The organism is Ruegeria sp. G10 (assembly GCF_056533645.1).
In genome coordinates, this window is the sequence record NZ_JBQFOQ010000004.1 from 305,366 (window position 1) to 320,080 (window position 14,715).

Here is a 14,715-nt window from a genome sequence, read left to right on the forward strand (position 1 = left end):
CGCCTTCGGGACGGTGGCCACGAATTGATCCGGACGTGTTGTCTCGATTGTGCAAGATGCCGGGGCCCGACGGTGTCTTTGCCCGCTGAGAACATCGAAAGGTGACATCTGACATGGCTCAAACGTTCCTTGGCCAGAAACGTCTTCGTAAATATTACGGCAAAATCCGCGAAGTTTTGGAAATGCCGAACCTCATTGAGGTCCAGAAATCTTCTTATGATCTTTTCCTGCGCTCCGGCGATGCAGAACAGCCCACAGACGGCGAAGGCATCAAAGGCGTGTTCCAGTCGGTTTTCCCGATCAAGGATTTCAACGAAACCTCCGTGCTGGAGTTCGTGAAATACGATCTGGAAAAACCCAAATACGACGTCGAAGAGTGCATGCAGCGCGACATGACCTACAGCGCGCCGCTCAAGGTCACTCTGCGTCTGATCGTGTTTGATGTCGATGAGGACACCGGCGCGAAATCGGTCAAAGATATCAAAGAACAGGACGTGTTCATGGGCGATATGCCCCTGATGACGCCGAATGGTACCTTCATCGTGAACGGCACCGAGCGTGTGATCGTCTCCCAGATGCACCGCTCGCCCGGTGTGTTCTTTGACCACGACAAGGGCAAGACCCATTCCTCGGGCAAACTGCTGTTTGCCTGCCGCATCATCCCGTATCGCGGCAGCTGGCTGGACTTTGAGTTCGACGCCAAGGACATCGTGTTCGCCCGTATCGACCGTCGCCGCAAACTGCCTGTGACCACCCTGCTTTATGCGCTGGGTCTGGATCAGGAAGCGATCATGGACGCGTATTACAACACCGTGTCCTACAAGCTGGATAAGAAGAAAGGCTGGGTCACGCCGTTCTTCCCCGAGCGTGTGCGCGGCACCCGTCCGACATATGATCTGATCGACGCGAAATCCGGTGAAGTGATTGCCGAAGCCGGCAAGAAAGTCACCCCGCGCGCGGTCAAGAAGCTGATCGACGAAGGCAGCGTCACCGACCTGCTGGTGCCCTTCGACAACATCGTCGGCAAGTACGTTGCCAAGGACATCATCAACGAGGAAAACGGCGCGATCTATGTCGAAGCCGGCGATGAGCTGACCCTTGAGTATGACAAAGACGGCGACCTGATCGGTGGCACCGTCAAGGACCTGATGGATGCGGGCATCACCGACATCCCGGTTCTGGACATCGACAACGTCAACGTTGGCCCCTACATGCGCAACACCATGGCTCAGGACAAGAACCTGAACCGTGAAAGCGCGCTGATGGACATCTACCGCGTCATGCGCCCGGGCGAGCCGCCCACCGTCGAAGCGGCCTCCGCCCTGTTCGACACCCTGTTCTTCGACAGCGAGCGCTATGACCTGTCCGCCGTTGGCCGTGTGAAAATGAACATGCGTCTGGCTCTGGACGCGCCTGACACCCTGCGCACCCTGCGTCGCGAAGACATCGTGGCCTGCATCAAGGCTCTGGTCGAGCTGCGTGACGGCAAAGGCGACGTGGACGATATCGACCACCTCGGCAACCGTCGTGTGCGTTCGGTCGGCGAACTGATGGAAAACCAGTACCGCGTTGGCCTGCTGCGTATGGAGCGCGCGATCAAAGAGCGTATGTCGTCGGTCGAGATTGACACCGTCATGCCGCAGGACCTGATCAACGCGAAACCGGCTGCGGCTGCTGTTCGTGAATTCTTCGGCTCGTCGCAGCTGTCGCAGTTCATGGACCAGACCAACCCGCTGTCGGAAGTCACCCACAAACGCCGCCTCTCGGCGCTTGGCCCCGGTGGTCTGACACGTGAGCGTGCAGGCTTTGAGGTGCGCGACGTACACCCGACCCATTATGGCCGGATGTGCCCAATTGAAACGCCCGAAGGCCCGAACATCGGTCTGATCAACTCGCTGGCCACCTTCGCCCGCGTGAACAAGTATGGCTTCATCGAAACACCCTACCGCGTTGTCAAAGACGCTGAGGTGACCGATGAGGTTCACTACATGTCCGCGACCGAGGAAATGCGTCACACCGTGGCTCAGGCGAACGCGACGTTGGACGCAGATGGCAAGTTCATCAACGATCTGGTGTCGACCCGTCAGGCCGGCGACTACACGCTTGCTCCGCGCGAGAATGTGGACCTGATCGACGTGTCGCCGAAACAGCTGGTGTCAGTAGCTGCATCGCTGATCCCGTTCCTTGAAAACGACGACGCCAACCGCGCTCTGATGGGCTCGAACATGCAACGTCAGGCGGTTCCGCTGCTGCGGGCTGAGGCACCGCTGGTCGGCACCGGTATCGAGGAAAAGGTTGCGATCGACTCAGGCGCTGCGATTCAGGCGAAACGCGCCGGTATCATCGACCAGGTCGATGCCCAGCGTATCGTTATCCGCGCGACTGAGGATCTGGAACTGGGCGACGCTGGCGTTGACATCTATCGTCTGCGCAAATTCCAGCGGTCGAACCAGAACACCTGCATCAACCAGCGTCCGCTGATCAAGGTGGGTGACACCGTCCAGAAGGGCGAGGTCATTGCTGACGGTCCGTCGACCGATATGGGTGAACTGGCGCTTGGTAAGAACGTGGTCGTCGCGTTCATGCCGTGGAACGGTTACAACTACGAAGACTCGATCCTGATCTCGGAACGTATCGCGCGTGATGACGTCTTTACCTCGGTTCATATCGAGGAGTTTGAAGTCGCCGCCCGTGACACCAAGCTGGGCCCGGAAGAGATCACCCGCGACATCCCCAACGTCGGTGAAGAAGCGCTGCGCAACCTAGACGAGGCGGGCATCGTGTACATCGGCGCGGATGTTGAGCCGGGCGATATTCTGGTCGGCAAGATCACTCCGAAGGGCGAAAGCCCGATGACCCCGGAAGAAAAGCTGCTGCGCGCCATCTTTGGTGAAAAAGCATCTGACGTGCGTGACACCTCGCTGCGCGTGAAGCCGGGCGATTACGGGACGGTCGTTGAGGTCCGCGTCTTCAACCGTCACGGTGTGGAAAAAGACGAACGTGCGCTGCAGATCGAGCGTGAGGAAGTCGAACGTCTGGCCCGTGACCGGGACGACGAACTGGCGATCCTGGACCGCAACATCTATGCGCGTCTGCAAGGTCTGATCCTGGGTAAAACCGCTGTCAAAGGCCCGAAAGGTGTCAAGGCAGGCTCGGTGATCACCGAGGATCTGCTGGAAACCCTGACCCGTGGTCAGTGGTGGCAGCTGGCGCTGGAAGGCGAGCAGGACGCACAGATCGTTGAGGCTCTGAACGAGCAGTACGAAGTGCAAAAGCGTGCTCTGGACGCTCGTTTCGAAGACAAGGTCGAGAAAGTCCGCCGTGGCGACGACCTGCCGCCGGGTGTGATGAAGATGGTCAAAGTCTTCATCGCCGTGAAGCGTAAGCTGCAGCCGGGCGACAAGATGGCCGGTCGTCACGGGAACAAAGGTGTGATCTCCAAGGTTGTTCCGATGGAAGACATGCCGTTCCTGGCCGATGGTACGCCGGTTGACTTCTGTCTGAACCCGCTGGGTGTGCCGTCGCGTATGAACGTTGGTCAGATCCTTGAAACCCACATGGGTTGGGCCGCGCGCGGTCTGGGTCTGAACATCGACGACGCTCTGGGTGAATACCGCCGGTCCGGCGATCTGACCCCGGTGCGCGAAGCGATGAAGCTGGCCTATGGCGAGGATGTCTACGAAGAAGGCATCACCGGTCTGGACGAGGATGGCCTGATCGAGGCTGCGGGCAACGTGACCCGCGGTGTTCCGATCGCAACCCCGGTCTTTGACGGTGCCAAAGAGGCGGATGTCAACGACGCGCTGGTGCGTGCGGGCTTCTCGGAAAGCGGTCAGTCGGTTCTGTTCGACGGTCGTACCGGTGAGCAATTCGCACGTCCGGTGACCGTGGGCATCAAGTACCTGCTGAAACTGCACCACCTGGTGGATGACAAGATCCACGCGCGTTCGACCGGTCCGTACAGCTTGGTTACCCAGCAGCCGCTGGGTGGTAAGGCGCAGTTCGGTGGTCAGCGCTTTGGTGAGATGGAGGTCTGGGCTCTGGAAGCTTACGGCGCCGCCTACACCCTGCAGGAGATGCTCACCGTGAAATCGGATGACGTCGCCGGCCGGACCAAGGTCTATGAGTCGATCGTCAAGGGCGAGGATAACTTTGAAGCGGGCGTACCGGAATCGTTCAACGTTCTGGTGAAAGAAGTCCGTGGCCTCGGCCTGAATATGGAACTCCTGGATGCGGAGGTTGAGGAATAAGAATTTTGAAAAAATTCTTGGGCGGAAACTTTTAAAGTTTCCGCTCCCCTCTCCCCCCTTCCGCAAGATTTGAGGTAACAAATGAACCAGGAAATCACCAACAACCCGTTCAACCCGCTGACGCCCCCGAAGGTTTTCGACGAGATCAAGGTCTCGCTGGCATCGCCCGAGCGGATTCTGTCTTGGTCCTATGGCGAGATCAAGAAACCCGAAACCATCAACTACCGGACGTTCAAGCCCGAGCGTGACGGTCTGTTCTGCGCGCGTATCTTTGGCCCGATCAAAGACTACGAATGTCTGTGCGGCAAATATAAGCGGATGAAGTATCGCGGCGTTGTCTGCGAAAAATGTGGCGTGGAAGTCACCCTGCAGAAAGTCCGCCGCGAGCGTATGGGCCACATCGAACTGGCAGCACCCGTCGCACATATCTGGTTCCTGAAATCGCTGCCGTCCCGCATCGGTCTGATGCTGGACATGACGCTGCGCGATCTGGAACGCGTTCTGTACTTTGAAAACTACGTCGTCATCGAGCCCGGTCTGACCGACCTGACTTACGGCCAAATGCTGACCGAAGAAGAGTACATGGATGCGCAGGATGCCTATGGCATGGACGCGTTCACCGCCAATATCGGTGCTGAAGCCATTCGTGAGATGTTGGCCCAGATCGATCTGGAAGCCGAAGCCGAGCAGCTGCGCGCTGATCTGGCCGAAGCGACTGGTGAACTGAAGCCCAAGAAGATCATCAAGCGTCTGAAAGTTGTTGAATCCTTCCTCGAGTCGGGCAACCGCCCCGAATGGATGGTGATGACCGTGATCCCGGTCATCCCGCCGGAACTGCGTCCGCTGGTTCCGCTGGATGGTGGCCGTTTCGCGACCTCGGATCTGAACGATCTGTATCGCCGCGTCATCAACCGGAACAACCGTCTGAAGCGTCTGATCGAGCTGCGCGCGCCTGACATCATCGTCCGCAACGAAAAGCGGATGCTGCAGGAATCCGTGGATGCTCTGTTCGACAACGGCCGTCGTGGTCGCGTGATCACCGGCGCCAACAAGCGCCCGCTGAAATCGCTGTCGGACATGCTGAAGGGTAAGCAGGGTCGCTTCCGTCAGAACCTTCTGGGGAAACGCGTCGACTTCTCGGGCCGTTCGGTCATTGTGACCGGTCCGGAACTCAAACTGCACCAGTGTGGTCTGCCCAAAAAGATGGCGCTGGAGCTGTTCAAGCCGTTTATCTACTCGCGCCTTGAAGCCAAGGGTCTGTCTTCGACCGTGAAACAGGCGAAGAAACTGGTCGAGAAAGAGCGTCCCGAGGTGTGGGATATCCTCGACGAGGTGATCCGCGAACACCCTGTCATGCTGAACCGTGCGCCGACGCTGCACCGTCTTGGCATTCAGGCGTTCGAGCCGGTCCTGATCGAAGGTAAAGCCATCCAGCTGCACCCGCTGGTCTGTTCGGCCTTTAACGCCGACTTCGACGGTGACCAGATGGCTGTGCACGTCCCGCTGAGCCTTGAGGCCCAGTTGGAAGCCCGTGTTCTGATGATGTCGACGAACAACGTTCTGTCGCCCGCAAACGGCGCGCCCATTATTGTTCCGTCGCAGGATATGATCCTGGGTCTGTACTATGTGACCCTGGAACGCGAAGGCATGCCGGGCGAAGGCAAGGTCTTTGGCTCGATCGAAGAAGTTCAGCACGCGCTGGACGCGGGTGAGGTGCATCTGCACTCGAAAATCACCGCGCGGATCACGCAGATCGACGACGAAGGCAACGAAGTTCAGAAGCGTTTCGAGACCACTCCGGGCCGTTTGCGTCTGGGTGCCTTGCTGCCGATGAACAACAAAGCGCCGTTCGAGCTGGTCAACCGCCTGCTGCGGAAGAAAGAAGTGCAGCAGGTGATCGACACCGTCTACCGGTATTGCGGTCAGAAAGAGTCGGTTATCTTCTGTGACCAGATCATGTCGATGGGCTTCAAAGAAGCGTTCAAGGCGGGCATCTCGTTCGGTAAGGACGACATGGTGATTCCGGATGACAAGTGGGGCATCGTTGATGACACCCGCGGTCAGGTGAAAGACTTTGAACAGCAGTACATGGACGGCCTGATCACTCAGGGCGAAAAGTACAACAAAGTTGTTGATGCCTGGTCGAAGTGTAACGACCGCGTCACCGAAGCCATGATGTCGACGATCTCGTCGTCGGATCGGGCAGAGGACGGTTCCGAGCAGGAACCGAACTCGGTCTACATGATGGCCCACTCGGGTGCGCGTGGCTCGGTCACTCAGATGAAACAGCTGGGCGGTATGCGCGGCCTGATGGCCAAGCCGAACGGTGACATCATCGAGACGCCGATCATCTCGAACTTTAAAGAAGGTCTGACCGTTCTCGAGTACTTCAACTCGACCCACGGTGCCCGTAAGGGTCTGTCGGATACCGCTCTGAAGACGGCGAACTCGGGTTACCTGACCCGTCGTCTGGTGGATGTGGCACAAGACTGCATCGTTCGTGAGATCGACTGCGGAACCGAACGCGCCATCACCGCCGAAGCAGCTGTGAACGACGGTGAGGTTGTCGCCTCGCTGGCCGAACGCGTGCTGGGCCGTGTGGCCGCAGACGATGTTCTGCGTCCGGGCACGGATGAGGTGATCGTGGCCGCTGGTCAACTGATCGACGAGCGTATGGCCGACACCATTGACGAGGCCGGTATCGCGTCGATGCGCATCCGCTCGCCTCTGACCTGTGAGTCCGAGGAAGGCGTCTGTGCAACCTGCTATGGTCGTGACCTTGCACGCGGTACCATGGTGAACACAGGTGAGGCTGTCGGCATCATCGCCGCCCAGTCCATCGGTGAACCCGGCACACAGCTGACGATGCGGACCTTCCACATCGGTGGTGTTGCGCAAGGTGGCCAGCAGTCGTTCCAGGAAGCCAGCCAGGAAGGTGTTGTTTCCTTCGAGAACCCGCAGATTCTGGTCAATGCCGCAGGCGAAAGCCTGGTCATGGGCCGGAACATGAAGCTGGTGATCAGCGACGAACACGGCGAAGAGCGTGCCAGCCACAAGCTGGGCTATGGCTCCAAGCTGTTCGTCAAGGACGGCACCAAAGTGGCCCGTGGCGACAAGCTGTTCGAATGGGATCCCTACACCCTGCCGATCATCGCCGAGAAAGCCGGTACTGCGAAATACGTTGACCTTGTGTCGGGCCTGGCTGTCCGCGACGAGACCGACGAAGCAACCGGTATGACCCAGAAGATCGTGATCGACTGGCGCGCCGCCCCCAAAGGCAGCGACCTCAAGCCCGAGATCATTCTGGTCGGCGAAGATGGCGAGCCGGTCCGCAACGATGCGGGCAACCCGGTTCACTATCCGATGTCGGTGGATGCGATCTTGTCGGTCGAAGACGGTCAGCAGGTCGAAGCCGGTGACGTTGTCGCGCGTATCCCGCGTGAAGGTGCCAAGACCAAGGACATCACCGGTGGTCTGCCGCGTGTGGCCGAACTGTTCGAAGCCCGCCGTCCGAAAGATCACGCGATCATCGCCGAAGCCGATGGTTACGTGCGCTTTGGCCGCGACTACAAGAACAAGCGCCGCATCAGCATCGAACCGGCTGACGAGTCCATGGAGACCATCGAGTACATGGTGCCCAAGGGCAAGCACATCCCGGTCGCCGAAGGGGACTTCATCCAGAAGGGTGAATACCTGATGGACGGTAACCCGGCTCCGCATGACATCCTGTCCATCATGGGTGTCGAAGCGCTGGCGGATTACATGATCGACGAAGTGCAGGACGTGTATCGACTGCAGGGCGTGAAGATCAACGACAAGCACATCGAGGTCATCGTGCGCCAGATGCTGCAGAAGTGGGAGATCCTGGATTCAGGCGACACCACCCTGCTGAAAGGCGAGCATGTCGACAAGCAGGAGTTCGACGCGGCCAACGAGAAGACCATCGCCCGCGGTGGTCGTCCGGCACAGGGCGAGCCGATCCTTCTGGGGATCACCAAGGCTTCGCTGCAAACGCGTTCGTTCATCTCGGCGGCCTCGTTCCAGGAAACCACCCGCGTTCTGACCGAGGCGTCGGTTCAGGGCAAGAAGGACAAACTGGTTGGCCTGAAAGAGAACGTCATCGTTGGCCGTCTGATCCCCGCCGGTACCGGTGGGGCCACGCAGGCCGTCCGCCACATCGCGCAGTCGCGCGACAATGTGGTCATCGAAGCCCGCCGGGAAGAGGCCGAAGCAGCCGCTGCTCTGGCCGCGCCGAGCTTTGACGACGACATGGTCGGGGATGAGCTGGACGTTCTGGTGGAAACCCCGGAAAGCCGCGAGTAAGCATCACGATGTAAACCGATTAAGGCCCTGCAGTTTTGCGGGGCCTTTTTCTTTCGCGGGTGCCCGGTTTCTTGAAAAGAAACCGCCCCTGAAACTTTTCAAGTTTCAGGCCCCAAAGTCAGCCTTGGGCGTAACGTCTCAACCGCTCTTCCAGTGTGCCGCTGTGCAACTCGAACATATGATTGTCGTGATCATAGAAGTAGATCGAGTGCCCTTCGCCCGAAACCCGCGACCGGCCTTCTCGCACTTCGAGGCCGAGGGACTGGATGCGCTGCAACCGGTCGTCATATTCATATTCACTCATCTTGAAGGCGACATGATTGTAAGTTTTCTCGGCCAGCGGGTCGCCCTCCATCGCGGCAACCCAAATGCCGCCGATGTCGAAGAAGCGTTCTTTCGACAGGGAAAACGTCGTGTCGCCGCTGTCATAGATCTTTCTGGCATCCAGAACGGTCGTCAGCATCTCCTCCATCTTGTCGAGGTCTTTTACGATGAACGTCATATGACTTAGGCCTTCGATCACGGTGTACCTCTTTGATTTGGCTGGATTTCACCATAGCAGAGCGCAGGGCTCTGTCAGGAGGGTCTTCATTGAGACGTTGACATCGGGCGGAGCTGGCCCGCCAATGGCCCCGTTCACGTGCGATTGGATCAGGACCGAATGACCCCGAATATGAAAGGCGCGCTGCTGATGATGGGCAGCATGGCGGGTTTTACCGTCAATGACACGCTGGTCAAAGTTGCGCTGCAGGATTTGCCGCTGTTTCAACTGGTTGCGATCCGGGGCGCAGTGGCGACCGCTTTGGTCTTTCTGCTGGCCCGCCATCTGGGCGCGCTGCATCTGAACTTTCCGCGCCATGACAAGGGGCTGATCGCCCTGCGCTGCCTTAGTGAGCTGTCCGCCACTTTCTTCTTTCTGACCGCTCTCAAGCATATGCCGCTGGCGAATGTGACCGCGGTGCTGCAGGCGCTGCCCCTGACGGTCACGCTCGGGGCGGCCTTGGTGTTTGGCGAGCGTATCGGCTGGCGGCGGATCGCCGCGATCGCACTGGGCTTTGCCGGAATGCTGCTGATCGTGCGCCCCGGCCCGGATGGGTTCAGCCTCTACGCCGTCTACGCGTTGATTGCGGTTGCGTCGGTCACCCTGCGGGACCTGATCACGCGGCGGATGTCGGCCGAGGTGCCGTCGATGGTGGTCACACTGGCCACATCGCTGACGATCACGCTGACCGCGGCAGTGGTCTCGATCTTCGAGGGCTGGGTGCCGGTTCCGCTGACTGCCGGCGTGCTCACGGTATCCGCTGCGGTCTTTGTCCTCAGCGGTTATCTGTTCAGCGTCATGGTGATGCGCGTGGGCGAGGTCGGCTTTGTCGCGCCGTTCCGCTATTCCAGCCTGATCTGGGCCTTGGTACTGGGCTGGTTGGTCTTTGGTGACTGGCCTGATGCAGTGACGATGCTGGGGGCGGCTTTGGTTGTCGGGGCAGGGCTGTTTACGCTGTTCCGGGAAAGGTCCACTCAGGCCGAGTGAACCCGCCGCACCACGTCCTGATCGATGGCAAAGCGCGCGATGAATTCGCCCTCTAGCTCGGGCGTCAGAGCCTCAAATTCATCCTTGTTGTTCCGCGCGTGTTTTGAATCGTTGAACCCGTTTAGCGTGCGCACCCACATCGGCGCATCCGAGTAGCTGATGACAGGCATGAACCGTGCGATGCGGTGATGCGTGAAATTCATGACCGACTGTGTACACCCGCCCGCGATATACATGCCCTGCGCAACCCCCAGCATGGGTTTGTAGACCTCTGACGCGCGGACGCCGTTGGGGCCGAACCGGGCAAAATACCCAAGGCTGTAGTCGATCCCGACCATCTGATTATTCGCCAACAGCCCCGCACTGTCTTGCGCTGCGATGCGCAGGCGCTCGACCAGATCGACCGACACCGCATCGTCATCGTCATGCCGGAACTGGATACAGGGCTGATCGGGATCGGTGCGGGCCGCATTCAGTACCGATCTCATGACCTGACGCGGCCTCATCTGGGTGTCGGCGGATTTCTGGATGATCCGAACCTGCTTTATGCCTTCGGTCAGGTCGTGCAGCCGGTCAAAGGCAGGTTTGGGCAGGCAGTCCCCGATCACGATCAGGAAGTTGAAATCCTCATCGGTCTGTTCACGGAAACAGGGCAGGGTCGAGGCCTCGAACAGGCGGAACCGTTCCTCAAGACGGGCGGGGTTATAGAGATAGCGGCGGCGTTCTTCGACGGTTTCATGTTCGGTCTGAAACCCTCCGAGGGCGGGGTAGGAAAAGCGGCACAGGCCGAGAATTTGCATGGTTCATCCGTGGTTCAGACCGTCGCTGTGACTATGCCCGCGCGCCCCGAAACCCGCAACGGGCATCGGGGGTGGAAACTGCAAGAACCGGCGCGTAGATAGGGGAACAGGTGGCGTAACTTTCTGACAGGGAGTTACTGTTGACACTTGGGCCGACTCCCCCTATTACGCGCGTCATCTCGGTACCGGGGGCCGCCCCACAACCGATTTCAGTAATGAACTGGTCAAGGCCCGGACACTTTTATCGTTCGCGCCCTCTGATAACAAACCGCGACGTTCACCTCGGAATGGGAACGCTCGCGGGTTTTGCGCTTGTGGACGCATGAGTGCAGCGAATTTAACCGCACGCAACCCGCGTGCATGTCATGTGTGTTGCAAAACGGGGAAGAAACCGGAATGCCAACTATTCAACAGCTGATCCGCAAACCGCGGCAGCCCAAAGTAAAACGCTCGAAGTCCATGCACCTGGAGCAGTGCCCGCAGAAACGCGGCGTCTGCACACGTGTATATACAACCACACCGAAAAAGCCGAACTCGGCTATGCGTAAGGTTGCCAAGGTGCGCCTGACCAACGGGTTCGAGGTCATCTCGTACATCCCCGGTGAAAGCCACAACCTGCAGGAACACTCGGTTGTTCTGATCCGTGGCGGCCGTGTAAAAGACCTTCCCGGTGTGCGTTACCACATCCTGCGCGGTGTTCTGGATACTCAGGGCGTCAAAGATCGTAAGCAACGTCGTTCGAAATACGGCGCGAAGCGTCCCAAGTAAGAAGGAGAGGCTGATATGTCACGTCGTCACGCCGCCGAAAAACGCGAAGTCCTGCCTGACGCCAAATTTGGCGACAAGGTACTGACCAAATTCATGAACAACCTGATGATCGACGGCAAGAAGTCGGTCGCAGAGCGCATCGTTTACAACGCCTTTGACCGCGTTGAGAACAAAATCAAGCGCGCACCTGTCGAAGTGTTCCACGAAGCACTCGACAACATCAAACCGTCGGTCGAGGTTCGCTCGCGCCGCGTTGGTGGTGCAACCTATCAGGTTCCGGTCGAAGTGCGCCCCGAGCGCCGCGAAGCACTGGCCATCCGCTGGCTGATCACTGCTGCGCGTGGCCGCAACGAAAACACCATGGAAGAACGCCTCGCCGGCGAACTGCTGGACGCTGTACAGTCCCGCGGTACCGCCGTGAAGAAGCGCGAAGACACCCACAAGATGGCCGAGGCGAACAAAGCCTTCAGCCACTACCGTTGGTAATTCAGAGGCTTATCAAAAATGGCACGCGAATATCCGCTCGAACTATACCGTAACTTCGGTATCATGGCGCACATCGACGCAGGTAAGACCACCTGCTCGGAGCGTATCCTGTATTACACTGGCAAATCCCACAACATCGGTGAGGTGCACGATGGTGCAGCCACCATGGACTGGATGGAGCAGGAGCAGGAACGCGGCATCACCATCACCTCGGCTGCGACCACCACTTTCTGGGAACGCACCGAAGACGGTCAGACCGCCGATACCCCCAAGCACCGCCTGAACATCATCGACACCCCCGGCCACGTTGACTTCACCATCGAAGTCGAACGTTCGCTGGCGGTTCTCGACGGTGCCGTCTGCGTTCTGGACGCAAACGCCGGTGTTGAGCCCCAGACCGAAACCGTGTGGCGTCAGGCTGACCGCTACAAGGTTCCGCGTATGGTTTTCGTCAACAAGATGGACAAGATCGGCGCAGACTTCTTTAACTGCGTTCGCATGATCGAAGACCGCACCGGCGCACGCGCTGTTCCGGTTGGTATCCCGATCGGCGCCGAGTCCGAGCTGGAAGGTCTGATCGACCTGGTCACCATGGAAGAGTGGCTGTGGCAGGGCGAAGATCTGGGCGCAAGCTGGATCAAAGCCCCCATCCGCGACAGCCTGAAAGACATGGCTGACGAATGGCGCGGCAAGATGATCGAAGCGGCCGTCGAAATGGACGACGACGCGATGATGGAATACCTGGAAGGCAATGAGCCCGACGTTCCGACCCTGCGCGCCCTGCTGCGCAAAGGCACTCTGGACATCGCGTTTGTTCCGGTTCTGGGTGGTTCGGCGTTCAAGAACAAAGGCGTTCAGCCGCTGCTCAACGCTGTGATCGACTATCTGCCCAGCCCGCTGGACGTTGTTGATTACATGGGCTTCAAACCCGGCGACGAAGAAGAAGTTCGTGACATCGCACGTCGTGCCGATGACGCGATGGCGTTTTCGGGTCTGGCGTTCAAAATCATGAACGACCCCTTTGTTGGCTCGCTGACCTTCACCCGGATCTACTCGGGCACCATGAACAAGGGTGACTCGATCCTGAACTCGACCAAAGGTAAGAAAGAGCGCATCGGTCGTATGATGATGATGCACTCGAACAACCGGGAAGAGATCGAAGAAGCGTTTGCAGGCGACATCATCGCGCTGGCGGGTCTTAAAGACACCACTACCGGTGACACCCTGTGTGACGCGAAGGACCCGGTGGTTCTGGAAACCATGACCTTCCCCGATCCGGTAATCGAGATCGCGGTTGAGCCCAAAACCAAGGGCGACCAGGAAAAAATGTCTCAGGGTCTGGCCCGTCTGGCCGCCGAAGACCCGTCCTTCCGTGTGGAAACTGATCTGGAATCCGGTCAGACCATCATGAAGGGCATGGGCGAACTTCACCTGGACATCCTGGTTGACCGTCTGAAGCGTGAGTTCAAGGTGGAAGCGAACATTGGTGCGCCGCAGGTGGCCTATCGCGAAACTATCTCGATGCCGGTCGAACACACCTACACCCACAAGAAACAGTCGGGTGGTTCGGGTCAGTTCGCGGAAGTCAAGCTCGAGATTCAGCCGACCGAGGCAGGCGAAGGCTATTCGTTCGAAAGCCGCATCGTTGGTGGTGCCGTTCCGAAGGAATACATCCCGGGTGTTGAAAAAGGCATCAACTCGGTCATGGACAGCGGCCCGCTGGCTGGCTTCCCTGTGATCGACTTCAAGGTTGCCCTGCTGGACGGTAAGTTCCACGACGTTGACTCGAGCGTTCTGGCGTTCGAAATCGCGGCCCGTATGTGTATGCGTGAAGGTATGCGCAAAGCTGGCGCGAAGCTGCTGGAACCGATCATGAAGGTCGAAGTGATCACCCCGGAAGAATATACCGGCGGTATCATCGGCGACCTGACTTCGCGTCGTGGCCAAGTCTCTGGTCAGGAACCGCGCGGCAACGCCATCGCGATTGACGCGTTTGTTCCGCTGGCGAACATGTTCGGCTACATCAACACCCTGCGTTCGATGTCGTCGGGCCGTGCCCAGTTCACCATGCAGTTCGACCACTACGATCCGGTTCCGCAGAACATCTCGGACGAGATTCAGGCGAAATACGCATAAGCGACAATTTGAGGGAGCGTGGGTATCACGCTCCCTTCATTACCGAAAAAGGAGGCCATCATGGCAAAGGAAAAGTTTGAGCGTACAAAACCGCACGTCAACATCGGTACGATTGGCCACGTTGACCACGGCAAGACCACGCTGACCGCAGCAATCACCAAGTATTTTGGTGACTTCAAAGCGTATGACCAGATTGACGGTGCGCCGGAAGAGAAAGCGCGCGGCATCACCATCTCGACCGCTCACGTGGAATACGAGACCGACAACCGCCACTACGCGCACGTCGACTGCCCCGGCCACGCCGACTACGTCAAGAACATGATCACCGGTGCTGCTCAGATGGACGGCGCGATCCTGGTTGTGAACGCCGCAGACGGCCCGATGCCGCAGACCCGCGAGCACATCCTGCTGGGCCGCCAGGTTG

General features: G+C 58.7%; 9 protein-coding genes. 7 read left to right on the plus strand and 2 right to left on the minus strand.

Features of this window, described 5'->3' with window-relative positions; all coding sequences use genetic code 11:
• Positions 1–113: 113 nt before the first annotated feature.
• Entirely contained in the window at positions 114–4,250 is a 4,137-nt protein-coding gene (rpoB, locus tag ACR0KM_RS10120) for a DNA-directed RNA polymerase subunit beta (protein ID WP_480861440.1), read from the plus strand.
• 81 nt (positions 4,251–4,331) lie between these two features.
• The gene (rpoC, locus tag ACR0KM_RS10125; protein WP_480861441.1) at positions 4,332–8,573 is read left to right on the plus strand and encodes a DNA-directed RNA polymerase subunit beta'; all 4,242 of its coding nucleotides are present in this window, start codon (positions 4,332–4,334) and stop codon (positions 8,571–8,573) included.
• A gap of 118 nt (positions 8,574–8,691) precedes the next feature.
• On the opposite strand, the gene fosX is transcribed toward rpoC, so the two are convergent.
• Positions 8,692–9,096 (minus strand): FosX/FosE/FosI family fosfomycin resistance hydrolase, encoded by a 405-nt coding sequence (gene fosX / locus ACR0KM_RS10130; RefSeq protein WP_480861442.1) that lies wholly within the window; start codon positions 9,094–9,096, stop codon positions 8,692–8,694.
• Between the two features lie 138 nt (positions 9,097–9,234).
• Here fosX and ACR0KM_RS10135 point away from each other — a divergent pair, with 138 nt between their 5' ends.
• Positions 9,235–10,101 carry a DMT family transporter gene (locus tag ACR0KM_RS10135; protein WP_480861443.1) on the plus strand — a complete coding sequence of 289 codons (867 nt, stop codon included), beginning with the start codon at positions 9,235–9,237 and terminating at the stop codon, positions 10,099–10,101.
• On the opposite strand, the gene ACR0KM_RS10140 is transcribed toward ACR0KM_RS10135, so the two are convergent.
• Positions 10,089–10,901, minus strand: a complete 813-nt coding sequence (locus ACR0KM_RS10140; protein ID WP_480861444.1) for a putative rhamnosyl transferase — start codon at positions 10,899–10,901, stop codon at positions 10,089–10,091. The genes ACR0KM_RS10135 and ACR0KM_RS10140 overlap by 13 nt on opposite strands.
• Before the next feature lie 396 nt (positions 10,902–11,297).
• Between ACR0KM_RS10140 and rpsL the strand changes: the two genes are divergently transcribed.
• The 4 genes from rpsL to ACR0KM_RS10160 form a co-directional block, all read left to right on the plus strand.
• A complete protein-coding gene (gene rpsL, locus ACR0KM_RS10145; protein WP_005621086.1) occupies positions 11,298–11,669 on the plus strand; it encodes a 30S ribosomal protein S12 in 372 nt (123 codons plus the stop codon).
• A 15-nt stretch (positions 11,670–11,684) separates the two neighbouring features.
• Positions 11,685–12,155, plus strand: coding sequence for a 30S ribosomal protein S7 (rpsG, locus tag ACR0KM_RS10150; protein WP_039529242.1), 471 nt, complete (start codon positions 11,685–11,687; stop codon positions 12,153–12,155).
• Between the two features lie 18 nt (positions 12,156–12,173).
• Positions 12,174–14,291 carry an elongation factor G gene (fusA, locus tag ACR0KM_RS10155; RefSeq protein WP_480534640.1) on the plus strand — a complete coding sequence of 706 codons (2,118 nt, stop codon included), beginning with the start codon at positions 12,174–12,176 and terminating at the stop codon, positions 14,289–14,291.
• 60 nt (positions 14,292–14,351) lie between these two features.
• A partial coding sequence (locus ACR0KM_RS10160; protein ID WP_480865483.1) for a GTP-binding protein occupies positions 14,352–14,715 on the plus strand: 364 nt, incomplete at its 3' end.

What these genes read in the sequence shown, in the direction of transcription:
- rpsG (WP_039529242.1), top strand. Translation starts at nt 11,685, where the DNA reads ATGTCACGTCGTCACGCCGCCGAAAAACGCGAAGTCCTGCCTGACGCC.
- fusA (WP_480534640.1), top strand. Translation starts at nt 12,174, where the DNA reads ATGGCACGCGAATATCCGCTCGAACTATACCGTAACTTCGGTATCATG.
- ACR0KM_RS10135 (WP_480861443.1), top strand. Translation starts at nt 9,235, where the DNA reads ATGACCCCGAATATGAAAGGCGCGCTGCTGATGATGGGCAGCATGGCG.
- ACR0KM_RS10140 (WP_480861444.1), bottom strand. Translation starts at nt 10,901, where the DNA reads ATGCAAATTCTCGGCCTGTGCCGCTTTTCCTACCCCGCCCTCGGAGGG.
- rpsL (WP_005621086.1), top strand. Translation starts at nt 11,298, where the DNA reads ATGCCAACTATTCAACAGCTGATCCGCAAACCGCGGCAGCCCAAAGTA.
- rpoC (WP_480861441.1), top strand. Translation starts at nt 4,332, where the DNA reads ATGAACCAGGAAATCACCAACAACCCGTTCAACCCGCTGACGCCCCCG.
- rpoB (WP_480861440.1), top strand. Translation starts at nt 114, where the DNA reads ATGGCTCAAACGTTCCTTGGCCAGAAACGTCTTCGTAAATATTACGGC.